This window comes from Polynucleobacter paneuropaeus (genome assembly GCF_003261235.1).
GTDB lineage: Bacteria > Pseudomonadota > Gammaproteobacteria > Burkholderiales > Burkholderiaceae > Polynucleobacter > Polynucleobacter paneuropaeus.
The window spans coordinates 1,445,639-1,470,272 of record NZ_CP030085.1 but is presented as its reverse complement, the minus strand read 5'-3'; the positions used below and the strand labels follow the sequence as shown (position 1 = coordinate 1,470,272).

Sequence of the window (24,634 nt, the reverse complement as noted above, 5' to 3'; positions counted from 1 at the left end):
CGCAGTAGTCATTAATGAGTGAGTTATTTCAGACGCTCTAATTGTGCAACAAGCTTCTCATGGTTTTGCTCAAATCCTGTAAGACGTTGTTTTTCCTGGGCTACCACCTCCTCAGGGGCCCGTGCCACAAAGCTTTCATTGGAAAGTTTGCTGCGCGCTTTCTGGATTTCATTGGCCAGACGATCGATTTCCTTGCCCAGACGAATGCGCTCGGCGCCGACATCAACCTCAATTTTCAAGAGGAGTTTGAGCTCGCCTACTAAGGCCATGGGTGCTCCAGCAGCATCTTTTTCCATAGATGCCTCGTCTTGGTAGATCTTCACTTCAGATAATTTAGCTAAGGCAAGCAGGTAAGGGGTGGCTTGTTTAAGGAAGGCCTCAGGCCCACAAATCCAAAGAGGTACTTTCTGAGCGGGTGAGACTTGCATTTCTCCACACAGATTACGACAGGCATCCACAATCGCCTTAATTTGATTAAGCCATGCCTCACTTAGAGCATCGATTTTTTCAGGCTGAGCAATTGGGTAGGCTTGTAAAGCGATCGTTTGTTTGGCTTGCTGTTCTAAGGCTTTGCCCGTCATAGGTGCAACGGTTTGCCATAAGGTCTCTGTAATAAAAGGAATGAGAGGATGGGCTAAACGCAAAATCGTTTCCAGAACGCGCAGTAAAGTTCTTCGGGTAGCGCGTTGTTGTGCTGGCGTGCCATTTTGGAGTTGAACTTTGGCTAACTCTAGGTACCAGTCGCAATACTCATCCCAAACAAATTGGTAGATGCTGTTAGCAATATTGTCAAAGCGATAGTTCTGGAATCCTTTTTCAACTTCAGCTTCGGTTCTCTGTAATAAAGAAACAATCCATTTATCTGCTGGTGAAAAATCGAGATAGCCATCTGGGCCGCACTGATCATCACAAGGAGCAAAGCCATTCTCCTCTAGATTACCAGGACAGTTCATTAAGACAAAGCGAGTAGCGTTCCAAAGCTTGTTGCAGAAGTTGCGATAACCTTCGCAGCGCTTTTGATCAAAGTTGATATTTCGACCTAGGGATGCCAATGAAGCAAAGGTAAAACGTAAAGCGTCAGTACCAAATGCAGAAATGCCCTCAGGAAACTCTTTGCGAGTGCGCTTGCTAATACTCTCGGCTTGTTTGGGATTCATCAAACCAGTCGTTCTTTTACTCACTAATGCATCAAGTTCAATGCCGTCGATGAGATCGATTGGATCCAAGGTATTGCCCTTCGACTTGCTCATCTTCTGGCCTTCAGCATCACGCACTAAGCCATGAACATACACTGTATGAAAAGGTACTTTGCCCGTGAAATGACAGGTCATCATGACCATGCGGGCTACCCAAAAGAAGATGATGTCAAAGCCAGTGACTAAAACAGAGGAGGGCAAAAAGTGTTCAAGCGCTGGCGTTTTTTCTGGCCAACCAAGTGAACTAAAAGGAACGAGGGCAGAGCTGAACCAGGTATCCAATACGTCAGCATCACGACTTAATGCTCCGGAATAGCCTGCAGCAACTGCCTGCACTTTAGCTTCTGATTCAGAGCGGGCTACAAAGATTTGACCATTGTCGCCATACCAGGCAGGGATTTGATGGCCCCACCAGAGCTGACGGGAGATGCACCAGTCTTGAATATTCTCTAACCACTGGGTGTAGGTGCTAATCCAGTTTTCAGGTACAAGTTTGATATCACCATTAGTGACGGCTGCTAACGCAGCTCCAGCAATTGAGGATCCAGGTTGATATTGATTGTCTGGACTGGGTTTAGAGACTGCAACGAACCATTGGTCAGTCAACATGGGCTCAATGATGGTTTGGGTTCGGTCACCGCGTGGCACCATCAATTTATGAGGCTGCACTTTTTCTAATAGTCCAGCTTGATCGAGATCAGCAACAATTTGTTTGCGCGCAGCAAAGCGATCTAAGCCTTGGTATTCCGCTGGCGCATTCTCATTGATCTTCGCATCCAGCGTGAGAATATTAATGAGAGGTAATTGATGGCGTTGACCAACGGCATAGTCATTAAAGTCATGTGCAGGCGTGACTTTGACAACACCAGTACCAAAGTTCAAATCTACATAGTCATCGGCAATGATTGGAATATCGCGAGCACATAGTGGTAGCGAAACCCATTTACCGATGAGGTGTTGATAGCGTTCATCACTGGGATTCACCATCACTGCGACGTCGCCTAGCAGAGTCTCTGGGCGGGTAGTAGCAACGATCAGCTGACCAGAGCCGTCAGACAGTGGATAGCGGATATGCCACATCGAACCGTCTTCTTCTTCACTGACTACTTCAAGGTCAGAGACGGCAGTACCTAAAACGGGATCCCAATTGACTAAGCGTTTGCCACGATAAATCAGACCCTGTTCATAAAGACGCACAAAGACTTCAACCACTGCTTTGGACATTTTACTGTCCATCGTGAAATATTCTTTAGCCCAATCGATTGATGCGCCTAGGCGACGAATTTGGCGAGTGATGGTTGAGCCCGAGCTTTCTTTCCACTCCCAAACTTTTTCCAAGAACTTCTCACGACCTAAATCATGGCGAGAAACTTTCTGGGCATCGAGTTGGCGCTCGACCACAATCTGCGTAGCGATACCAGCATGATCAGTCCCAGGAACCCAAAGGGTATTTTTGCCAGACATTCGAGCATGCCGGACCAAACCATCCATGATGGTTTGATTAAAGGCGTGTCCCATGTGAAGGGTACCAGTCACATTGGGCGGTGGTAACTGAATACTGAAGTCACCTTTATCTTCATCTAGGGTGGCATCAGCAATACCCCGCTTTTCCCACTCGGGACCCCAATAGGCTTCAATGGGTGCTGGCTCATAGGATTTGGCTAGCTCATCCACAGGAGATTTATTAGGGGTATTCGAAGCATTTGGCATAAGAGGCAAATTATAATTGGGCTGATGTACTCCGACTTACTCGCCAACCTCAATCCAGAACAGGGCGAGGCAGTTACCCTCCCTCCTGTTGATCAAAATGGCCATGCCCAATCCGCTCTCATTCTCGCGGGAGCAGGCAGTGGCAAGACCCGTGTGCTTACGACCCGGATTGCTTGGTTAATCCAAACTGGGCAGGTTTCCCCAATTGGGGTCTTGGCAGTCACATTCACCAATAAAGCTGCCAAAGAGATGCTCATTCGTTTAGGCGCCATGTTGCCGATTAATACCCGCGGCATGTGGATCGGCACTTTTCATGGTCTGTGCAATCGTCTGCTACGAGCCCACCATAAAGATGCCGGTTTACCTTCAACCTTTCAAATTCTCGATACCCAAGATCAGCTATCTGCGATTAAGCGTCTATTGAAAGGCTTAAAAGTAGATGATGAAAAGTATCCACCTAAGCAATTGCAATACTTTATTGCTCATGCAAAAGAGCGAGGTTTGCGTGCAAAAGATATAGAAAGTGGCGATGATTTCCAGGCCAAGATGGCGCAACTCTATCAAGCCTATGATGAGCAATGTCAGCGTGAAGGGGTAGTAGATTTTGCAGAGCTTCTGCTGCGTAGTTATGAATTACTCAAGCACTCTGAACCGATTCGAACGCACTATCAAGAACGCTTTCGTCATATTTTGATTGATGAGTTTCAGGATACAAATGCTTTGCAATATGCCTGGCTCAAATTACTTTCTGGTCATGATGGTAGTCGTCCATCCACTCAGCGAAGTGCCGTATTTGCGGTCGGTGATGATGATCAAAGTATTTATGCTTTCCGTGGTGCCGATGTTGAGAACATGCGTCTATATGAGAAGCAGTTCCATCCCATGATGGTTAAGCTGGAGCAAAATTATCGATCGCATGGCCACATCTTAGATACAGCAAACCACCTGATTTCGAATAACACTGAACGATTAGGTAAAAATCTGCGCACCGATGCTGGGCATGGCGAGCCAGTTCGTATCTATGAAGCAGCAAGCGATAGCTTAGAGGCCTCCTGGCTCGTAGATGAAATTAAAGCTTTGATCAATAGCGGCATTCAGCGCACGGAGATTGCGCTGCTCTATCGGAGTAATGCCCAGTCACGAATTATTGAGCATGCTTTGTTTTCTGCCGGCTTACCTTATCGTGTGTATGGTGGCTTGCGCTTCTTCGAGCGGGCTGAGATTAAGCATGCTCTCGCATATCTGCGTTTGCTTGAAAATCCCAACGATGACACCTCCTTCTCGCGGGTAGTGAACTTTCCAACGCGTGGTATTGGGGCTCGATCGATTGAAGCCTTACAAGACGCTGCGCGTGCTCAACAATGTTCGCTCTATTTGGCTGCTTCTAGCTTGGAAGGTAAAGCAGGTGCAGCATTAGGTGGCTTTGTGCGTTTAATTGATCACATGCGTGAAGCAACTCGTCACAATACCTTGCCTGAAACGGTGGAGTTTGTGATTCAGCATAGCGGCTTGATTCAACATTATCTGGGTGAGCGCGAAGGGCAGGATCGCGTAGAGAACTTACAAGAATTGATTAACGCTGCCACTGCATTTATTGCAGAAGAGGGTTATGGTCAAGATGCTAAAGCAGCGACCTTACCCGGCGAGAATGCACCAGGTGATGTTGAAGTTTCTCCCTTGGCTTCCTTCTTGTCACATGCTTCACTAGAGGCTGGCGATAACCAAGCGCAAGCTGGGCAAGACGCTGTCCAATTGATGACGGTGCACTCCGCCAAAGGGCTTGAGTTCACCTCAGTATTTATCACAGGCCTTGAGGAAGGTCTATTTCCTCACGAAAATAGCGTAAATGAGCTCAACGGCTTGGAAGAAGAGCGGCGCTTAATGTACGTTGCGATTACGCGGGCTAAAGAACGTTTGTATCTCTCTCATACCCAATCTCGTATGTTGCATGGCCAAGTCCGCTACAACATGCCTTCGCGCTTTCTTGAAGAGTTACCATCCGACTCACTCAAATGGCTAACACCCAAAGCAAAGGATGCGCGTTGGGGTGGTAGAAGTTCAGGCTCTACCTGGAATGATGGCTACACACGACAAAGAGAGTACGAGTCGAATGATTTCTTTGACTCAGGTAGCGATCGTCCAGTAACGAGAGCGCATAGCACTCTATCAAATAATGTCAAAAGAATGGCTGCTCCCCCACGGGATACTTATCCATTTAAGATTGGACAAAATGTGTTCCACACTAAGTTTGGTGAAGGGCGCGTTACTGCTTTAGAGGGTTTAGATAAGGATGCACGAGCGCAAATTCATTTCAAGCGTCACGGCATTAAGTGGCTACAGCTTAGTATCGCCAAGTTGGCTGCGATTGATTAATCGCCCAATACCATTGCTTCATCGGCAATGAAGCAACCCTTCCAGCTTGCATAAAAAGAGCAATGCATGATGGTTAGGCCGCCCATCGAAATGGGTGCGATGATAAAAGAAGCAGCTTGACCTAAGTTGACAGTATCTAAAGATGCGCCTACCAATAGGGGAATGGCTGCCAAAATGGCGGCCCAGATCAGGATGTAATACAAAAATGCACCACGGTTTTTCCAACAGCCTATCCAGCTTGAGAACAGGGCCTGTGGGATTGACATATTTTCCCAAGCAATGAGTACAGGAGAGAACCACATCAATACTGCAATGGGGAAGTACAGCAAACCGCCAATCAGTAAAGCCCAGTAGAGCTGATGGATTGCTTCAGGCGTAATGGCTTGATCATTACTAATCAACGGGATGATGGCTTGAACGTTGATAAATAAACCCAGAATCAAACTGAGTCCAAAAATCATGATGGCGTAGAGCAAGCCCAATTGCAGAATGCGCTTACGAATGAGTGGTGTTGATCGTAGCGCACAAAAATAAACCTGCGGAACAATACGTTCTTTCTGGATTGCTTGGCGACAGGCAGTCATAAAGCCGACCGATAGGGTAGGGGTCAAGACCAGTACAGTTATGACACCAATAATTGGGATCAGAATCGCCAGTTGCGCAACTAAAACATAGATGAAGACTAGCATCAGAAAAGCAATAGGATTTTGCTTGAACAACCAAAAGCCTTGGCGAATCCAGTGATAGCCTTCTTGAATTCCAACTGAGTTGAGTTTCATACAGTACGCCGGCTAATTAGAATCTTCTCGAAATGCTTCGGATCATGCGGTGTGAGCATTTGGGCATTGCGGGGTAAATAAAAATCCCAGAGACGGGATATCCAAAAACGCAGTGCAGCTGCACGTAACATCATGGGCCAATATTTTTTCTCAACAGTGCTTAATGGACGAATCGCCTCATAGGCGGCTAACATGGCTTTGAGTAGTTCCGGATCTAAATCTTTTTTATTGTCGGCAAGACACCAATCATTTGCGGTCACTGCTAGATCAAATAACCACTTATCAGTTCCAGCGAAGTAGAAATCAAAGAAACCGCCCAAGCGATCTGCGGCTTGATTCCCATTACCTTGTGGATCGAATAGCACGTTGTCTCTAAATAAATCGCAATGACTCGCTCCGAATGGGAGCTCAGCATATTCGCTGGAGCCAAAGAATTCTTCTTGGGCCTTAAGCTCGGTTTGAAGTAATTGTCGTTGGTCGACATCCAAGTGTGGGAGTAAATCGGGCACAGTTTTTTTCCACCACACTAAGCTGCGTAGATTATCTTGAGTGAGATTGAAGTCTTTGCCTGCTAAATGCATCTTGGCGAGCATTTCACCTACTAGAGCGCAGTGATGACTATCGGGACTGAGTCTAGAGAGACCAGGAAGCTTACTCACAATAGCAGCGGGCTTACCTTTGAGTTCAAACAGAATTTGCCCATTTCGATTTTCGATCGGCTTGGGTACTGAAATACCTCGATTGGCTAAGTGCCGCATCAACTCCAAATAGTAGGGGAGCTGCTCGGCTGTCAGTCTTTCGAAGATGGTGAGAACATATTCTTGCGGCTTACCATCTGCCGAAGTATCTAAGAAGAAATTAGAGTTCTCGATCCCGCCATGAATACCGCGAATGGCAGTTGCAGTACCAATCTGAAAGTTCTGTGCGATCCACTCTGAGATATCGCTCAGTTCAAGCGGGGTGAAAACAGCCATGAATTAGCGTAGTGGAATACTAATACTGGGTACGCTGAGTAAACCACTATCTCCTGAGGGAGGGCCGGGCATGACGGAGTCTGGTGGTGACATGTCATAGGTAGTTAAACGGGTTTTTACCTGAACCTGAGTAGGGCTATTCGCATCTTTATATTCTGTGATTTGGGTGCCATTCTTATCGGTATATTGATAGCTTGGTTTGCGTTGGACAGAGGTATTTGTGCTCTCTGAAGCGCTCGATGACTTAGCAATCGGCTGATTATTAATCATTTCGAGTTCCGAAGGGCTGAGCGCTTGACTTGTCGATTGCGCCAAGCTGGAGCTGATCCCAAAAGTAGCAAAGACTACAAAAAAGCTCAATAAAGTAAGGGCATAGCTCAAAGTATGGCTAAATAAGTAACTAATAGCGTGCATGATTTTCACCTTTTTAAGCCTACCGCCTAGTATTCGATTCACCAGACTTGTAGGTAGTTCACCACTAGATTGTACGATTGCGGTATGACTAAACATAGACTCTTATTGATAGACGGCTCAAGCTACCTCTATCGTGCCTTCCATGCCATGCCAGACCTCAGAAATGGTGCTGGCGACCCTACTGGGGCGATATACGGCATGGTCAATATGATGCGCCGGGCTCGCTCAGAGATCCAGGCGGACCATATTGCCTGTATTTTTGATGCCAAAGGCAAGACCTTCCGAGACGAGATGTACTCCGAGTACAAGGCGCATCGTTCTCCTATGCCCGAAGATTTAGTGAAACAAATCGAGCCTATTCATGCGCTGGTCAAGGCTTTGGGTTGGCCAGTTTTGGTGGTTTCAGGGGTAGAGGCTGATGACGTGATTGGCACCTTGGCTTGCCAGGCCAGTCAGGCGGGTTGGAAAACCATCATCTCGACTGGAGATAAAGATTTGGCTCAGCTCGTCAATTCCTCTGTCAGCTTAATCAACACTATGACTGATGAGCGTTTGGACATTGATGGAGTAATTGCCAAGTTTGGCGTGCCACCTGAACGCATCGTAGATTATTTAAGCATCATCGGCGATACAGTGGATAACGTCCCTGGTGTTCCTAAAGCAGGGCCAAAGACGGCGAATAAATGGTTAGCCGAATTTGGCGACCTCGACAACTTGATGGCCAATGCAGATCAAGTTAAAGGTGTCGTGGGTGAAAATTTACGTGCTGCCCTCAATTGGTTGCCTCAAGCACGCCAACTGATTACAGTAAAGACCGATTGCGATTTATCGTCTCATGTGCCGAGCTTGGATGAGCTTCATGCCAAACCAGAAGATAGTCAGCTACTGCGTGAATTATTTGAGCGCTATGCATTTAAAACTTGGTTACGCGAAGTCGAACAAGGCAGTAGTCAAGCTCAAGCAGCTTCAACAAATTTTGCAGTCTTACAGGCGACCACTTCGCCATCGGCAGAAGCGGGTGCAATGCAGAGCGCTGTCGAAAAAAACTATGAGTGCATTTTGGATGAAGCTAGCCTGGATAAATGGATTCAGAAAATTCAGGAGGCTAGCCTCACCGCTGTAGATACAGAGACCACCAGTTTAGATGCGCTTGCTGCCCAGTTGGTGGGGATTTCCTTGTCAGTCACTTCAGGTGAGGCCTGCTACATTCCGGTTGGACACCTTAATGCACCCGAGCAATTAAAACGCGATGATGTCTTGGATCGACTCAAGCCATGGTTGGAAAGTAAAACGCACTATAAGGTGGGTCAGAACTTAAAGTATGACGCCCATATTTTTGCAAACTATGGCATCACTCTGCAGGGTGTAGAGTTCGATACCTTGCTCGAATCTTATGTGCTCGAGTCTCATATGCCACACAATATGGACAGCTTAGCTGATCGTCATCTAGGCATGAAAACGATTAAGTACGAAGAAGTGTGCGGCAAAGGTGTTCATCAAATTGGCTTTGATCAGGTTGATTTACAAACCGCCACTGAGTACGCCGCTGAAGATGCGGATATCACCCTGCGATTGCATTTGGCTTTATGGCCCCAAATTCAGGCTAACCCCGGCTTGTTGTATATCTATGAAAAGATTGAGATGCCAGCAATGCGCGTCCTCGGCATCATGGAGCGTAATGGTATTCGGATAGATTCAGCCTTGCTTGCGAAGCAGGGCCAAGAGATTGGTAAACGCTTACTAGCTTTAGAAGGTGAGATTCATCAGTTGGCTGGTCAGCCTTTTAATATTCAGTCACCAAAACAAATTGCAGAAATCTTATTTGGGCAACTAGAGTTGCCAGTCATCAAAAAGACTCCATCCGGGAGCCCCTCAACCGATGAGGAAGTTCTACAAAAACTAGCAGAAGACTATCCATTACCTGCTCGTATTTTGGATTACCGCAGTCTCGCCAAATTGATGTCGACTTATATCGAGAAGTTACCCAGGATGGCTGATCCTCAAACAGGACGAGTACATACCAATTTTTCTCAAGCAGTCGCAGTCACTGGCCGCTTGGCATCGAGCGAGCCCAATTTACAAAATATTCCGGTGCGAACTGAAGAGGGACGACGGATTCGGGAGGCTTTTATTCCTGCACCCGGATGCAAATTGCTTTCAGCGGACTATTCACAAATTGAGTTACGCATCATGGCGCATATTGCTGAAGATGCCAATCTACTTGAAGCATTTGCTGCGGGTAAGGATGTCCACCAAGCAACTGCTGCTGAGATCTTTGGGATTCCCTTGGCAGAGGTGAGTTCTGAGCAGCGTCGTTATGCCAAAGTCATTAATTTTGGCTTGATCTACGGCATGAGCGCATTTGGTCTGGCAGGTAATCTAGGAATTGAAAGAGGGGCAGCCCAGAATTACATCGCTAAGTATTTTGAGCGCTACCCTGGTGTGGCTCAATACATGGAGAGAACTCGTCTAGAGGCTCGCGATAGGGGTTATGTCGAAACCGTTTTTGGTAGACGCCTTTGGTTACCAGAGATTAAATCTACTGGCCCTCGTCGGCAGGGTGCGGAGCGAGCTGCGATTAATGCTCCGATGCAAGGAACCGCAGCAGATTTAATTAAGTTGGCAATGATTGCAGTCGAGAATTGGATAGAAAAAGAACAGTTGAAAACGAAGATGCTCTTACAAGTCCATGATGAATTGGTATTTGATGTTCCCCTAGATGAGATTGAGCTCTTGCAAGCGAAGTTGCCCGGTCTGATGTGTCAGGTTGCACAGCTTAAAGTCCCATTAGTGGTTAGTATTGGGGTTGGTGATAACTGGGAGGAGGCGCATTAATGAAATCAAATACACCCTTAAATCGAAGAACTTTCTTGAAAACTTCAGCACTGACTGCGGGTGCTATGGGCGTCGGCTTTGCCCCAGCATCTATGCCAGTGATGGCTGCCGCAATCAAAACCGATTTTGTTGGGCTTGAGGCTGGTGAGCAAAATATTCAGATGGGTGACTATCAGCTGCCAATCTATGTTGCGCGTCCACAAAATACTAAAATATCCCTACCAGTCATTATTGTAGTAAGTGAAATCTTTGGCGTTCACGAGCACATTGCTGATGTTGCTAGACGTTTCGCAAAGCTCGGTTATCTTGCCATCGCGCCAGATTTCTTTACGCGTGCCGGAGATCCCAATAACTATGGCAGCATTGCCGAGATTTTTACCAACATCATTTCTAAAACGCCTGATGATCAGGTGATTGCTGATCTCAAGGCCACAATTGCTTGGGCTGGCAAAAATGGTGGCGACCTGAAACGGGTTGGGGTGACTGGATTCTGCTGGGGTGGTCGTATTACCTGGTTGGCTGCGACCTTGCCACAAGTCAGAGCCGGCGTAGCTTGGTACGGACGCTTGATTGGTGACAAAACCCCAGGCAATCCATTGCACCCTGTAGATATTGCTGCGCAATTACATGCCCCTGTGCTCGGCTTGTACGGCGGAGCTGATACCGGAATTTCATTGGAGAGTGTCGAGCAAATGCGAGCGGCATTAGCAAAAGCAGCGCCTACCAATCTGGCGGCTAAAGAATCTGTGATCGTGGTTTATCCTGATACACCCCATGCATTTCACGCAGACTACCGCGAATCGTATCGTGAAGGCCCTGCTAAAGATGGTTGGGCTAAATGTCTAGCTTGGTTCAAGAAAAACGGAGTCATTTAGGTAGTGTCAATACTTCAAAACATTCTGCTAGTCACCATTCTTGCTGGAGTGGTGAGTGTCTTGATTGCCGCGAGTTTTTCTTTGGGACTGCTCTCGAAGATGGTCGACAACATGGTCAGCGTCTCGGTTGGTATTTTGTTAGCAACCGCCTTACTCCACTCTCTTCCAGAGGCCTTTAGCTTTCCGGATACCAAACCACAAATTTTATTTGGTACTTTGTTAGCCGGGTTGTTGGGATTTTTCTTATTAGAAAAAATTGCTCTGCTACGCCACAGTCACCATCATGAAGGTGATGGACATGAACATCATCATGGTCACGATGCAGAAGTAGCTGGTCGAAGCGGTTGGATGATTTTAGTTGGCGATGGCTTACATAATTTTGTAGATGGCGTGTTAATAGCTGCCGCCTTTATGGCTAACTATGAGGTAGGCATCTTTACTGCAATTGCCATCATTGCTCACGAAATCCCTCAAGAGATTGGCGATTTTATGGTGCTACTCAATGCAGGATTTTCTAAAGGGCGCGCCTTACTCTATAACTTGCTCTGCGGATTATCAGCTGTACTTGGCGGTGTGTTGGCGTATTTCTTTTTAGAAAAAGCGCATGCAATGATGCCTTACTTATTGGTGATTGCATCAAGTAGCTTTATTTATATTGCGGTAAGTGACCTCATTCCGCAAATGCACCGTCGCCCACATTGGGCTGAGTCATTACGCCAAACTGTATTGATTGCTTGCGGGGTTGGTTTTGTCCTGCTCTTGTCGCAAGCGTCTTAGTTACGATTAACGCTCTACAGGGCGGCTTGGATCGGCACACCATTCGCTCCAGCTGCCTGCATATAAGCGAGCACCCTTTAAACCAGCAACCTCCATCGCTAGTAGATTGTGGCAGGCAGTTACACCAGATCCACATTGATGAATCACTTCTGCGGTTTTGGTAGTACCAAGTAAATTCACAAACTCTTGATAGAGCTGTTCACGAGTTTTAAAAAGTTTTCCGGAAAGATTTTCTTTATAGCAATGATTGAGGGCCCCAGGAATATGGCCGCCGATGGGATCAAGCGTTTCATTCTCACCATGAAAGCGATCGTTTGCTCTTGCATCCACTATTTTGTTTTGATGGGTTTGAAGATTTTCAAGCACTTCTTCAAGCAATACGAGTCCAACATATGGCATCGGATCGAGTAGACGAGAGCAGGCAATTGGTTGACGTGGGGTTTTACCAATCGGACCGCTCCAGGCATCGAGTCCGCCATCAAGCACCCTGACATTGGCATGGCCTGTTGCTTTTAGCATCCACCACAGGCGACTCGCAAAGATGGAGCCCTGATTGTCATAGGCAACAACCAAGGTATTGTTATCCATCCCTAAGCGTGTTTTAGTTTTAGCCCAATCTTCTGGCAAGGGCAGAGGGTGTCGACCATTTTTGCCGCTTTTCTGGCCAGATAAATCATGGTCGAGATCGACATAGATGGCCCCAGGAATGTGGTTTTCTAAATAAGCTGCTTTGCCTGCTTCTGGCTTAGCTAAATCAAAGCGGCAGTCACAGATCAAAACATCTTCGCCACTATTGATAATTTCTTCTAGCTGATTAGCGGTGATGAGTGGATTCATTGGTAAGCCTGTCTTTAAGAGAGATTTCCAATTAAAGCATTGTTAGATGTCAGAAAACTGCATGACCCGTCGATACCACTCATGGAAGTGCTGCATACCATCTTCCATTGGGCTCTGGTAAGGGCCGACCTGATTGATACCCCGAGCTAACAGGGCTGCGCGACCTGCATCCATGCGCTCAGCAATTTCATCATCTTCTATGCAGGTTTCCATATAAGCAGCGCGCTCAGCTTCAACAAACTCACGTTCGAACAAAGCAATTTCTTCGGGGTAATAAAACTCCACAATATTGCGCGTTTTATGAGGACCCATAGGATGGAGAGTGGAAACGCAGAGCACGCCTGGATACCACTCAACCATGACATTGGGGTAGTAGGTTAGCCAAATGGCGCCATGTCGAGGGGTTTTGCCATTAAATTGACGTAAGACCGCATCATGCCAATGTTGGTAAGTGCTTGAACCGGGTTTTTCTAGGTTCTTATGAATGCCCACAGTTTGTACGCTATGCCAGTCACCAAATTCCCAATGCAAGTCTTCGCAAGAAACAAACTTGCCTAAACCTGGGTGGAATGGCTCGACATGGTAGTCCTCTAGATAGACTTCGATAAATGTCTTCCAGTTGTAATTGCAGTCATGCACTTCAACATGATCTAAAACGTAACCATCAAATTTAAGATCATCAGCAACACCAAGAGTGGCGAGATCTTTACAAACATCACGAGGACCTTCAAACAGAAGTCCCTGCCAGTTTTGTAATGGAGACTTACCTAGATTAAGGCAGGGCTTATCTTCAAAGTGAGGAGCGCCCAAGAGCTGACCATTTAAGTCATAGGTCCAACGATGTAATGGGCAAACAATGTTCTCGACTTGTCCGCTGCCATTGAGCATAAGTGCTTGACGATGACGGCATACGTTAGAAAGTAATTCGACACCAGATTCATTGCGCACCAAAAGACGACCTTCGTTCTCAGCGGCAAGTGTGCGATAGGATCCTTTTTCAGGAACCATGAGTTCGTGACCGACATAACTCGGCCCCTGCTTAAACAGCAGTTCAATTTCGCGTTGGTATAAATCAACGTCAAAATATGCCGAAACCGGCAGTTGTAGATTGGACGGTGCAAGCTTCTGCACGGTAGCCAGATTAGTCATTCTCCCCACCCCCGAAAACGTCAGCCGAAGCTAAGCGGAATAACCAATCCAACCATCGACGTATCGATATTGGAAAGGAAGGGAATGATTATACCCATCTAGACCCCATATCGCTTTAATATATAGGGCTATTCGTATGAAAATCCAGAGAAAGTCAGCATATGGCATCTAAAAAACCCGAGAGCTCAGGCACTGGCCTAGAGGTTCAAATTGACCCAAATTTGCGATATGAGCAAGCCGTTAAAGAGCTTGAGAAGCTGATTTCTGACATGGAATCGGGTAAGTTTTCATTGGAAGAGACCTTGTTGGCTTATCAACGGGGTGCTGCTTTGCTCAAACATTGCCAAGCGGTATTGGCCCAGGTTGAACAACAAGTGAGAGTCTTCGAGGCTTAGCTTGCACTCTAAGTAGTTCACCATGAGCGAATTTATTTCATTTCCAGAATGGCTAGCCAGTCATACACAGCGCAGTGAGCAAGCATTAGATGCTTTGCTTGATGCAGAGGCGACTATTCCTACACGTTTACATCAAGCAATGCGTTATGCCGCCCAAGGTGGAGGTAAACGTATTCGTCCACTTTTGGTTTATGCCGCTGGTGAATTGGGTGATGCGAGTCCTGCAACATTAGATGCAGCTGCCACCGCAATTGAATGTATTCATGCATATTCATTGGTGCATGATGATTTGCCTTGCATGGATGATGATGATTTGCGACGTGGTCGACCCACTGTGCATAAAGCATTTGATGAAGCAACTGCACTCTTAGTTGGCGACGCTCTTCAAACCCGTGCTTTTGAAATCCTAGCGCTTGCTGATTGTTCTGCTGAAGTGCGTCTCTCAATGATTAGCGTACTTGCTGCAGCATCTGGTTCAAGAGGAATGGCTGGTGGTCAGGCGATTGATTTAGAGAATGTTGGTAAGAAATTAGACTTGTCGGGTTTGCAGCAAATGCACGCCATGAAAACCGGTGCATTGTTATCGTGTGCAGTCCAAATGGGCGGAATTGCATCCCATCTCAGTCAGGCACAAATGATGCATTTACAAAATTACTCTCAAAAGCTGGGCTTAGCCTTTCAGATCATCGATGATGTCTTGGATGTGACTAGTGATAGCCAGACCCTCGGGAAAACGGCTGGCAAAGACGCTGCCCAAGACAAACCAACCTATGTGAGCTTGATGGGTTTAGACTACGCACGTAAACAGGCTCAAGAGCTTCAGGTCGAGGCAATCGCGAGCCTAGCTAGTTTTGGCAGTAAAGCGTTGGCATTAAAAGAGTTAGCGCTTTTGATGGTCAATCGAGGCAAGTAAAGAACCATCATCTATTTATGACCCAATGACTTTAGATTCCATTCACAGCCCCGCAGACTTAAAAAAACTTTCCCGCGACGAGTTACCGGCATTGGCAGATGAGTTGCGTCAGTTTGTATTGGATTCCGTCTCTCAAACCGGCGGGCATCTTTCATCCAACTTGGGAACGGTGGAATTGTCCATCGCTTTGCATTACGTATTTGACACACCGGCAGATCGGATTGTGTGGGATGTGGGGCATCAAAGTTATCCCCATAAGATTTTGACAGGTCGTCGCGAGCAGATGAAAACCTTGCGTCAATTCGATGGCTTGGCAGGTTTTCCACGTCGCTCTGAAAGTGAATACGATGCTTTTGGTACTGGCCATTCATCAACGAGCATCTCTGCAGCGATGGGTATGGCCCGTGCTTTTCAAACGCTTGGCGAGCATCAAGTAGCAGTAGCAGTGATTGGTGATAGTGCAATGACCGGTGGTATGGCTTTCGAAGCAATGAATAACGCAGGCGTCTATGACGATTTGCCGTTAGTGGTGATTCTGAATGACAACGACATGTCGATCTCACCAGCAGTAGGTGCTCTCAATCGTCACTTGGCAAGACTGCTTAGTGGCAATATTTACTCTGCTACTAAAAAAGGAATTGATAGCGTACTTTCGATTGCACCACCACTGCGAGAGTTTGCCAAGCGTTTAGAGGATCATGCCAAGGGTATGGTTTCACCCTCAACCATTTTTCAAGAATTTGGTTTCAACTATTTTGGCCCTATCGATGGACATGATCTCGACGCCTTGGTGCCTATGCTACAGAACGTGCGACGCTTGGCTATCGAAGGGCGTGGCCCACAGTTCTTACATGTGGTTACTCGCAAAGGGCAGGGCTATGAATTAGCAGAAGCGGACCCGGTCTTGTATCACGGCCCGAGCAAATTTAATCCGGATGAGGGTGTTAAAAAGCCAACTGCCCCAGCTAACAAAACGTTTACTCAGGTCTTTGGTGAGTGGCTATGTGATATGGCAAATGCCGATCCCTTGCTGATTGGTATTACGCCGGCAATGCGAGAGGGCTCTGGCTTAGTTGAGTTTGAAAAACAATTTCCAAATCGTTATTACGACGTTGGAATTGCTGAACAACATGCAGTCACGTTTGCAGCAGGCATGGCTTGCGAAGGTATGAAGCCGGTTGTTGCGATTTACTCGACTTTCTTACAGCGTGCCTACGATCAATTGATCCACGATGTGGCTATTCAGGATCTGCCAATTCTATTTGCTTTGGATCGCGCCGGTTTAGTTGGGGCAGATGGCGCAACCCATGCCGGCTCATACGATATTGCCTTCTTACGCTGTATTCCCAATATGTTGATCATGACGCCAAGTGATGAGGCTGAGTGTCGTGATCTATTAACTACGGCTTATCACCAGAATCATCCTAGCGCAGTGCGTTATCCGCGAGGTGCAGGTGTTGGTGCAACTCCCTCAAAAGAATTGCGCACAGTCCCTTTCGGTAAAGCAGAGCTTCGTCGTAAATCTTCTGCAGCATCAGGTCAACGGATAGCCATCTTGGCTTTTGGCACCTTGCTTTATCCTGCGCTTGAGGTAGGTGAACAGCTTAATGCCACTGTTGCAAATATGCGTTTTGTGAAACCGCTCGATGTCGAGTTGTTAAAAACCTTGGCTCAAGATCACGATTACTTTGTCACCATTGAAGATGGCGTAATTCAGGGCGGGGCCGGAAGTTCTTGCTTAGAAGCCCTTGCAGCAATGGGGCTAAATAGACCTCTATTGCAGTTGGGATTGCCAGATAGCTTTATTGAACATGGCGATTACAAGCTCTTAATGGCTAATTGTGGTCTGAATGCTGAGGGTATTCTGAAGTCAATTCATGAGCGCTTTTCTGCGGTCCTGCCTGTGAATTGGGCAGCAATCGGCAAATAATTCGGTTTTATCCGAAAATATCCTTATGAATGATTTAAACGCCGCCTTTTTGAAACCCCAAAGCATGCCCGATGTGCAGTCGACTCGGGATGAGCGGGCTCTGGCTATCGAACAAGTTGGCATCCGCGGAGTGCGCCATCCTTTAACTGTACGCAGTAAGGCCGGTAGCTTTCCATCAGTAGGTACATTTGAGATGAATGTAGCTTTACCGGCGCATGTTAAAGGCACGCATATGTCCCGCTTTATTGCACTCTTGCAAAAGCAAGAGGCTGCAGTCGACAGCACTACTGCAGTGACCCTGGTTCGTGAGATGTTGCCATTGCTTAATGCGACCGAAGGTAGTGTGCAATTTACTTACACACACTTCGTTAAGAAGTCTGCTCCCGTATCAGGAGTTGAGAGTCTGATGGACTATGAAGTGACTTGGACAGCCCAGGCTCGTCAGAATGTAAGTGGCACTCTTGAAGCCCAGTTGCATTTGCGTGCAGTTGTTCCCGTTATGAGTCTGTGCCCTTGTTCAAAAGAGATTTCTGAATTTGGTGCCCATAATCAACGTTCGCACGTTACGATGTCAGTGGTACTGGATCCTCAAACCAAAATGACTGTTGAGGATTTGGTCTCTGCCGCAGAGAGCGAAGCCTCAAGTGAGTTGTGGGGTTTACTCAAGCGCCCTGATGAAAAGTGGGTTACCGAACATTCTTATAGCAATCCAAAGTTTGTCGAAGACTTGGTACGTGATGTGGCTGGACGCTTACAACAAGATCAGCGCATCCAATCTTTAGTGGTTGAGGCTGAGAACTTTGAATCGATTCACAATCACAGTGCCTACGCCAAAATTAGTCTGACGAAGTAAGGCTCTAAGCGTTTACTAAGTCCCAGCGGGGCTTGACATCAAACGATCCGGATTGAGTTGCTGCATTATTTTTTTGCAGCATGCGCAGTGCCCCTGCAAATGCAATCATGACACCGTTATCCGTACACAGTGCTATTGGTGGGTAGTGAACTGAAAAGCCATGCTTGAGTGCACTCGCATTAAGCGCATTTCTGAGTTGCTTGTTTGCAGCAACGCCACCAGCTAAGACTAAATCTTGACAACCCGTTTGCTCAATTGCTTTTTCGGATTTGCGCAGTAGCACAGCAACCAGGGCCTCAACAAAACCTCGTGCAAGATCCGCATGAAATTGTGCAACTTCATCCGCATTAGTGATGTGCTTTGCTTCGAATTGTTTGACTTGATTTAGCACTGCAGTCTTGAGTCCCGAGAAAGAAAAATCAAAATCTCCAGAGTGCAGCATTGGTCTAGGTAAATCAAAGCGACCTGTTTGCCCTTTTTCTGCGAGCGCAGAAAGAGCAGCTCCACCGGGATAATCTAAGCCCAAGAGTTTGGCGGTTTTATCAAATGCTTCGCCCGCAGCGTCATCAACAGTTTCTCCGAGTAGTTCGTATTGCCCAATATCTTTTACCAACATCAGTTGGGTGTGTCCTCCTGAAACCAGTAGGGCAACAAAGGGAAATTGGGGCGCCGATGGGCCCAAGAGCGGGGAAAGGAGATGCCCCTCAAGGTGATGCACTCCGATCGTTGGAATCTTGAGTCCTTGGGCTAAAGATTTTGCAAAGGCGCTACCGACTAAAAGGGCGCCTGCCAAGCCTGGGCCTTGGGTATAGGCAACCGCATCGATATCACCTAACTTGAGGCTAGCCTCGGTTAAGCTTTGGTCTAAAAGGGGTAAAACCCGACGAATATGGTCTCGGGAAGCCAATTCTGGGACAACACCCCCATAATCTCGATGCATAGCGACTTGGGAGTGCAGTCCTTGCCCCAAAATACCTAAGGAGGCAGGTTGGCCGCTTTCCCAGGGGGCAGTGTTGTATAAAGCCACCCCGGTCTCGTCACAAGAGCTTTCTATCCCTAAAACAATCATTTTTGGCCTGGTCGTGCTAGAATCCGTGATTCAGTTAATTTTCGATATTTTTCGAGCATATACGAGTTAAACCAGTATGACTACAGTCCGCCTTCGCGAAAACGAACCATTTGAAGTGGCTTTACGCCGTTTCAAACGCACCATTGAGAAAAACGGCCTCTTGACAGACTTGCGCGCACGCGAGTTTTACGAGAAGCCAACAGCTGAGCGCAAGCGTAAAAAAGCTGCCGCTGCCAAACGCCATTACAAGCGTATTCGCAGCCAAATGTTGCCTAAGAAGCTCTACTAAGCAGCTTTTCAGAATACTAAAGCTCTCTTCACCGAGAGGCTTTGAACCCGCTGACGGTGAAACGCAGCGGGTTTTTGCATTTTTAATACCAGAGCATTTACGATAAGAATTCATTTCCATTTAACGGACTTATTTATGAGCCTCAAAGACCAAATTACCGAAGATATGAAAACCGCCATGCGCGCCAAAGAAGTGACGCGTCTTGGAACCATCCGCTTATTATTGGCAGCTATTAAACAGCGTGAGGTGGATGAGCGTGTGGTGGTGGATGACGCAGGCGTTCTAGCGATTGTTGAGAAACTCATCAAGCAGCGTAAAGACTCCATCGAGCAATTTGCGAAAGCTGGGCGCGATGATCTGGTAGCAGTAGAGCAAGCAGAGATGATCATTTTGCAAGACTACCTACCCGAGCAATTATCTGATGCGGAGATTGGTGCTGCAGTATCGGCGGCAGTGACTGCCAGCGGCGCATCTGGCCCACAAGATATGGGCAAGGTGATTGGGATACTCAAGCCTCAGTTAGCAGGTAAAGCAGATATGGGCAAAGTCTCTGGTTTAGTTAAGGCTGCTCTCGCAAAGTAAGTTTCATGGCGCTCATCCCTCAATCTTTCATTGCCGATCTTTTAAATCGGGTTGACATCATTGATGTGGTTGGACAGCATGTAAAGCTGAAAAAGGCTGGCGCAAACTACCAAGGTTTGTGCCCCTTTCATCAAGAGAAATCCCCTTCATTTTCTGTTTCACCTAATAAACAGTTCTATCACTGCTTTGGTTGCGGAGCGCATGGCTCTGCGATTAGTTTCCTGATGGAATATTCAGGCCTTGGTTATGTAGACGCAATTGAAGACCTAGCACGCTCTGCTGGACTCACAGTCCCGCGTGAGGAACGGACTATGCAAGATGTGGCGCGCCAGCAGCAGGCGATGGCTTTAAGTGAGGTGATGAGTTCTGCAGCGGATTGGTATCGCGCTCAGCTCAAGAATGCTCCTCGCGCCATTGACTATCTCAAAGGCCGTGGTTTGACTGGCGAGATTGCTAAGCGCTATTCATTAGGTTATGCGCCCGATGGTTGGCAAGGATTAGAGGCGGTCTTTGGCCCCTATAGCAATGATGAAGTAGCCAAGACTTTATTAGAAGGGGGCTTGTTAATTCAGAGTGAGGCAAGTGAAGGCAACCAAACAGTGCGTCGCTATGATCGCTTTCGAGATCGCATCATGTTCCCGATTCGCAATCCAAAAGGCCAAGTGATTGGATTTGGAGGGCGCATTCTCGATCAAGGCGAACCCAAATACCTCAACTCGCCAGAGACTCCTTTGTTTTCAAAAGGTAATACGCTCTATGGTTTGTTTGAAGCCCGCCAGGCAATTCGTGCACAAGAGTACGTATTGGTCTGTGAGGGGTATATGGATGTTGTGGCACTTGCACAGCTAGGATTCCCAAATGCGGTAGCAACACTGGGTACGGCGTGTACCGCAAATCACGTTCGTATGTTGCTACGTCAAACCGATCGTGTCGTATTTTCTTTTGATGGAGACTCTGCAGGTCAACGCGCTGCTCAAAGAGCGCTTGAGGCTTGTTTACCTTTGATGTCCGATGATAAAGAGATTCGTTTCTTATTTTTACCAACCGAACATGATCCTGATAGTTATGTACGTGCCTATGGGGCGCCTGCTTTCGAGAAAGTCATTAAAGAGGCTGCATCGCTTTCCACTTTTTTCTTTAGGGTTGTTAGTGAAGATCACAATCTCACTACTCCTGAAGGTAGAGCGCAAACGCATCATGCTGCCAAACCCCTATTACTCTCGATGCCACCAATCGCCTTACGCACACAAATCTTGCGCGAGCTGGCTATTCGGACAAACACTTCACCTGCAGAGTTAGAAGCCTTCTGCGGATTGACAGCCATTTCTGCAGCACCTTCTTCGCAGAGCAGAGTACAACCACGTACCGAGCAAGGTAACTTCCCCAATCGCATGCAAGGTGCGCCATGGCAAGCAGGTAAGGGTGCCTCCAAAAGAGTGGCGCAAAATATTCCTCCACCCCAAGCGCCAACCGATTTAGCCGAACAAATTCTGCGAGTAGTTTTGCAGTTTCCGCATTTAGGCAAAGCATTGGATTCAAGTCAGCGCACTTTAGCAATTGAAGCGGCAGAACAGCGCTCATCGAATGCAATGAGCATGATGCGAGACCTCTTGACTCAATGCGACAGTGTCGAACTGATCCCTAGTGAGAGTGGTGGGACTGGCGAAGTGGGCGCCGGGGCATTCGCGATGTTTCAAGAGCAATTAGCGCAGAGTGAATTGGCACCTCTATATGAGGTATTGCGCAAACGGGTCATGGAGTCCGATTTAGATCTGGCTGGTGCTAGCGCAGATCTTGAGGGTGCTTTTAAAAAGCTGCAGACAAATCAGCTCAAAAAGGAAATGACTGAAATCACCAAAAAGCTATCTGATAGCAGCGCTACAGAGCAGGACCGAGCTCGTTATCGAGAATTGGGCGAAAAACTGAAATTCTCATAAGAATTTTCTGAAATTCCCCCTTTATTTTGCTGAGGAGTGGGGGTAAAAATGTCGTAATCGACTATAATCCTCTATTCCCAGGAAAAAACCGATTTAATTCAGTCACTTGCGCATTATTTTGATGAAATTTGGGGCAAGTGGCAAACGGGGCTGTACTTAATCAGTCGATATCAATCACCAGTAATGTAAGTAAGTACTAACAAATGCCAACTACTAAGACAAAAAAACCCGCTGTGAAAGCCATCGCCAAAAAGCCAGTTGCTAAAAAAGCACCGGTCAAAGCTAAACCTGTAGCCAAAAAGCCAGTTGCTAAAAAAGCACCGGTCAAAGCTAAACCTGCAGCCAAAAAGCCAGTTGCTAAAAAAGCACCGGTCAAAGCCAAGCCAGTAGCTAAGAAACCCGTTGCAAAGAAGGCGCCAGTAAAAACACCGGTCAAAGCTAAACCTGTAGCGAAGAAACCCGTTGCAAAGAAGGTGCCAGCAAAAGCGCCTACTAAAGCAGTTAAGGCAGTTCCAGCCAAGGCAGCAAAAGCTGAGCCAGCGGCTAAGGGTAAAAAAGTAAAAGAAGTAGCGCTTCCTGTGGCAGAGGTGGTTGAAGAAAAGAAAACCCGTGGCCGTAAGCCAAAGGCAAAAACTGCGCCAGTTGAAGGTGGTGAAGTTGTTCTGACTGATCGTCAAAAAGCCCGCGAGCGTAAAGCAAAAGAAAAGGCCCTCTTAAAAGAATTTGCTGCACAGCAGTTGGGTTCTGAGGAGCAGCAAGAACTCCGCCGCGCCCGTTTGAAGACCCTGATCAAGATGGGTAAATCCAAGGGTTACTTAACCCATGGTGAGATGAATGACGTGATGTCTGATGAGTTGTCTGATGCGGATGCGTTAGAGACTTTGATTGGTCTGTTGAACGATATTGGCATTACTGTTTATGAACAAGCGCCTGATGCAGAAACATTGCTTCTGAGTGAGAACACTGCTGCAGCTACTTCTGAGGAAGAAGCTGAGGAAGAGGCTGAAGCTGCTTTATCTACTGTGGATTCAGAATTCGGCCGCACTACCGATCCTGTTCGCATGTACATGCGTGAAATGGGTACGGTTGATCTCTTGACTCGTGAGGGTGAGATTGTCATTGCCAAGAAGATTGAGGCTGGCTTAAAAGACATGGTGATGGCCTTATCTGCCTGCCCAGTCACCATTGCGGAGATTTTAGATAACGCTGCCAAGATTACTTCCGGTGAAATGGAAATTGATCAGTTTGTAGATGGCCTGGTTGATCCTAATGCAGAAGATATCAAGTTGGGACCAGAAGAGCCAGAGATTGATCCTGATGCCGAAGAGGGTGAAGAGGGCGAAGGCGAAGAAGGTGGCGGTGGCGGTGGCGCTGCCACAGCAAATGCCAAGCAATTAGAAGAGCTGAAGCAAATCTCTCTAGAGAAGTTTGCAGTGGTTCGTACTCAGGCTGACAAAATGCGCAGAGCCTTTGATAAGGATGGCTATAACTGCCCAGCCTATATTAAAGCGCAAGAAAATATTCGTAATGAGATGTTAGGTTTCCGTTTGACTGCGAAAAGTGTGGAGAAGTTATGCGACACCATGCGTTCACAAGTTGATCAGGTTTGGAAACTGGAGCGCGGTATTGTGAGCCTCTTAGTGGATAAGGTTGGCGTTAATCGCGGTGAAGTCTTGAAAGAATTCCCTAAGATGTCAATGAACTTAGGCTGGACTACCAAGCTTCTCAAAGAGAACAAGCCTTACTCAGCGCTTTTAGAGCGTAACGTTCCTGCGATTCAAGAGCTACAACAGAAGCTGATTGATATTCAGACGCGCATTGTATTGCCACTTCCTGAGTTAAAGGAAGTAAACAAGCAGATGATCGCTGGTGAGAAGCGCGCTCGTGAAGCTAAGCGTGAAATGACCGTAGCTAACTTACGCTTGGTAATCTCCATTGCTAAGAAATACACTAACCGTGGCTTGCAGTTCTTGGATTTGATCCAAGAGGGTAATATCGGTTTGATGAAGGCGGTAGATAAGTTTGAATACCGCCGTGGCTATAAGTTCTCTACTTATGCGACTTGGTGGATTCGTCAGGCTATTACGCGTTCGATCGCTGATCAAGCCCGAACGATCCGTATCCCTGTTCACATGATTGAGACGATCAACAAGATGAACCGTATCAGCCGTCAGATCTTGCAAGAGACTGGCCATGAGCCAGATGCTGCAACTTTAGCGCTGAAGATGGAAATTCCTGAGGATAAGATTCGTAAGATCATGAAGATTGCCAAAGAGCCTATCTCCATGGAGACTCCAATCGGTGATGATGAAGATTCTCATTTAGGTGACTTCATTGAAGACTCAAATACCTTAGCTCCGGCTGAAGCAGCTTTGCATGACTCGATGCGTGATGTAGTGAAAGATGTCTTGGACTCATTAACGCCGCGTGAGGCAAAAGTATTGCGTATGCGTTTCGGTGTCGAGATGAGCACAGACCACACTCTCGAAGAAGTGGGCAAGCAATTCGATGTCACCAGAGAGCGTATACGTCAGATCGAAGCAAAAGCACTCCGTAAAATGCGTCATCCAAGTCGTAGTGACAAGCTAAAAACTTTCCTAGAGGAAGATTGATCGAAGCATTTACGGGCCTATAGCTCAGTTGGTTAGAGCAGAGGACTCATAAGAAAGAAGCCCTAGGGGTCTAGCAGTAAAGACCTCAATGTATTTAAGAGGTTAGTGGTCGATTAGGTGGTCAAAATTGCTTAC

19 protein-coding genes are annotated in these 24,634 nt (G+C 47.0%); 12 read left to right on the top strand and 7 right to left on the bottom strand.

All coding sequences use genetic code 11. The features are described 5' to 3' along the window. Positions 1–23 precede the first annotated feature (23 nt). Positions 24–2,906 carry a valine--tRNA ligase gene (locus Pas1_RS07650; RefSeq protein WP_112294946.1) on the bottom strand — a complete coding sequence of 961 codons (2,883 nt, stop codon included), beginning with the start codon at positions 2,904–2,906 and terminating at the stop codon, positions 24–26. 24 nt (positions 2,907–2,930) lie between these two features. On the opposite strand from Pas1_RS07650, the gene Pas1_RS07645 reads away from it, so the two are divergent. Continuing rightward, entirely contained in the window at positions 2,931–5,279 is a 2,349-nt protein-coding gene (locus tag Pas1_RS07645) for a UvrD-helicase domain-containing protein (RefSeq protein ID WP_112208478.1), read from the top strand. Here Pas1_RS07645 and Pas1_RS07640 read toward each other — a convergent pair. The 3 genes from Pas1_RS07640 to Pas1_RS07630 are packed head-to-tail and all read right to left on the bottom strand — an operon-like array spanning position 5,276 to position 7,446. After that, complete coding sequence (locus tag Pas1_RS07640; RefSeq protein WP_112294945.1) at positions 5,276–6,058, bottom strand: BPSS1780 family membrane protein; 783 nt, start codon at positions 6,056–6,058, stop codon at positions 5,276–5,278. The two genes, Pas1_RS07645 and Pas1_RS07640, sit on opposite strands and share 4 nt — an antisense overlap. After that, positions 6,055–7,032, bottom strand: coding sequence for a homoserine kinase (locus Pas1_RS07635; RefSeq protein ID WP_112238675.1), 978 nt, complete (start codon positions 7,030–7,032; stop codon positions 6,055–6,057). The genes Pas1_RS07640 and Pas1_RS07635 overlap by 4 nt, the downstream gene beginning before the upstream one ends. A gap of 3 nt (positions 7,033–7,035) precedes the next feature. Then, positions 7,036–7,446, bottom strand: coding sequence for a hypothetical protein (locus tag Pas1_RS07630; protein ID WP_112209358.1), 411 nt, complete (start codon positions 7,444–7,446; stop codon positions 7,036–7,038). 84 nt (positions 7,447–7,530) lie between these two features. Between Pas1_RS07630 and polA the strand changes: the two genes are divergently transcribed. The 3 genes from polA to Pas1_RS07615 are packed head-to-tail and all read left to right on the top strand — an operon-like array spanning position 7,531 to position 11,933. Next, positions 7,531–10,281 (top strand): DNA polymerase I, encoded by a 2,751-nt coding sequence (gene polA, locus Pas1_RS07625; RefSeq protein WP_112294944.1) that lies wholly within the window; start codon positions 7,531–7,533, stop codon positions 10,279–10,281. Beyond that, the gene (locus Pas1_RS07620) at positions 10,281–11,156 is read left to right on the top strand and encodes a dienelactone hydrolase family protein (RefSeq protein WP_112294943.1); all 876 of its coding nucleotides are present in this window, start codon (positions 10,281–10,283) and stop codon (positions 11,154–11,156) included. Before polA ends, Pas1_RS07620 begins: the two co-directional genes overlap by 1 nt. A 3-nt stretch (positions 11,157–11,159) precedes the next feature. Then, on the top strand, positions 11,160–11,933 hold the full coding sequence (locus Pas1_RS07615; protein WP_112205067.1) for a ZIP family metal transporter: 774 nt from the start codon (positions 11,160–11,162) through the stop codon (positions 11,931–11,933). Between the two features lie 6 nt (positions 11,934–11,939). On the opposite strand, the gene Pas1_RS07610 is transcribed toward Pas1_RS07615, so the two are convergent. Both Pas1_RS07610 and Pas1_RS07605 read right to left on the bottom strand, forming a co-directional pair. Beyond that, a complete protein-coding gene (locus tag Pas1_RS07610) occupies positions 11,940–12,770 on the bottom strand; it encodes a sulfurtransferase (RefSeq protein WP_112205065.1) in 831 nt (276 codons plus the stop codon). A gap of 42 nt (positions 12,771–12,812) precedes the next feature. Further along, positions 12,813–13,919 (bottom strand): aromatic ring-hydroxylating oxygenase subunit alpha, encoded by a 1,107-nt coding sequence (locus Pas1_RS07605; protein WP_112208471.1) that lies wholly within the window; start codon positions 13,917–13,919, stop codon positions 12,813–12,815. Between the two features lie 161 nt (positions 13,920–14,080). On the opposite strand from Pas1_RS07605, the gene xseB reads away from it, so the two are divergent. The 4 genes from xseB to folE2 are packed head-to-tail and all read left to right on the top strand — an operon-like array spanning position 14,081 to position 18,010. Continuing rightward, positions 14,081–14,314 (top strand): exodeoxyribonuclease VII small subunit, encoded by a 234-nt coding sequence (xseB, locus tag Pas1_RS07600; RefSeq protein ID WP_112205062.1) that lies wholly within the window; start codon positions 14,081–14,083, stop codon positions 14,312–14,314. A 22-nt stretch (positions 14,315–14,336) separates the two neighbouring features. Next, positions 14,337–15,227, top strand: a complete 891-nt coding sequence (locus Pas1_RS07595; RefSeq protein WP_112205061.1) for a polyprenyl synthetase family protein — start codon at positions 14,337–14,339, stop codon at positions 15,225–15,227. Positions 15,228–15,252: 25 nt separating this feature from the next. Beyond that, positions 15,253–17,157: a 1-deoxy-D-xylulose-5-phosphate synthase gene (gene dxs, locus Pas1_RS07590; RefSeq protein ID WP_112294942.1), complete on the top strand. Its 1,905-nt coding sequence runs from the start codon at positions 15,253–15,255 to the stop codon at positions 17,155–17,157. A 25-nt stretch (positions 17,158–17,182) separates the two neighbouring features. Further along, positions 17,183–18,010, top strand: a complete 828-nt coding sequence (gene folE2 / locus Pas1_RS07585) for a GTP cyclohydrolase FolE2 (RefSeq protein ID WP_112294941.1) — start codon at positions 17,183–17,185, stop codon at positions 18,008–18,010. Positions 18,011–18,014: 4 nt separating this feature from the next. On the opposite strand, the gene tsaD is transcribed toward folE2, so the two are convergent. After that, the gene (gene tsaD / locus Pas1_RS07580) at positions 18,015–19,079 is read right to left on the bottom strand and encodes a tRNA (adenosine(37)-N6)-threonylcarbamoyltransferase complex transferase subunit TsaD (RefSeq protein WP_112294940.1); all 1,065 of its coding nucleotides are present in this window, start codon (positions 19,077–19,079) and stop codon (positions 18,015–18,017) included. 76 nt (positions 19,080–19,155) lie between these two features. Between tsaD and rpsU the strand changes: the two genes are divergently transcribed. The 4 genes from rpsU to rpoD all read left to right on the top strand — a co-directional run bounded on the left by rpsU (position 19,156) and on the right by rpoD (position 24,499). Continuing rightward, positions 19,156–19,368, top strand: coding sequence for a 30S ribosomal protein S21 (rpsU, locus tag Pas1_RS07575; RefSeq protein WP_011903537.1), 213 nt, complete (start codon positions 19,156–19,158; stop codon positions 19,366–19,368). Positions 19,369–19,503: 135 nt separating this feature from the next. Further along, positions 19,504–19,950 (top strand): GatB/YqeY domain-containing protein, encoded by a 447-nt coding sequence (locus tag Pas1_RS07570; protein WP_112208467.1) that lies wholly within the window; start codon positions 19,504–19,506, stop codon positions 19,948–19,950. A 5-nt stretch (positions 19,951–19,955) separates the two neighbouring features. Then, complete coding sequence (gene dnaG, locus Pas1_RS07565) at positions 19,956–21,887, top strand: DNA primase (protein WP_112294939.1); 1,932 nt, start codon at positions 19,956–19,958, stop codon at positions 21,885–21,887. 203 nt (positions 21,888–22,090) lie between these two features. Next, positions 22,091–24,499: an RNA polymerase sigma factor RpoD gene (rpoD, locus tag Pas1_RS07555; RefSeq protein WP_225971604.1), complete on the top strand. Its 2,409-nt coding sequence runs from the start codon at positions 22,091–22,093 to the stop codon at positions 24,497–24,499. Positions 24,500–24,634: the final 135 nt, after the last annotated feature.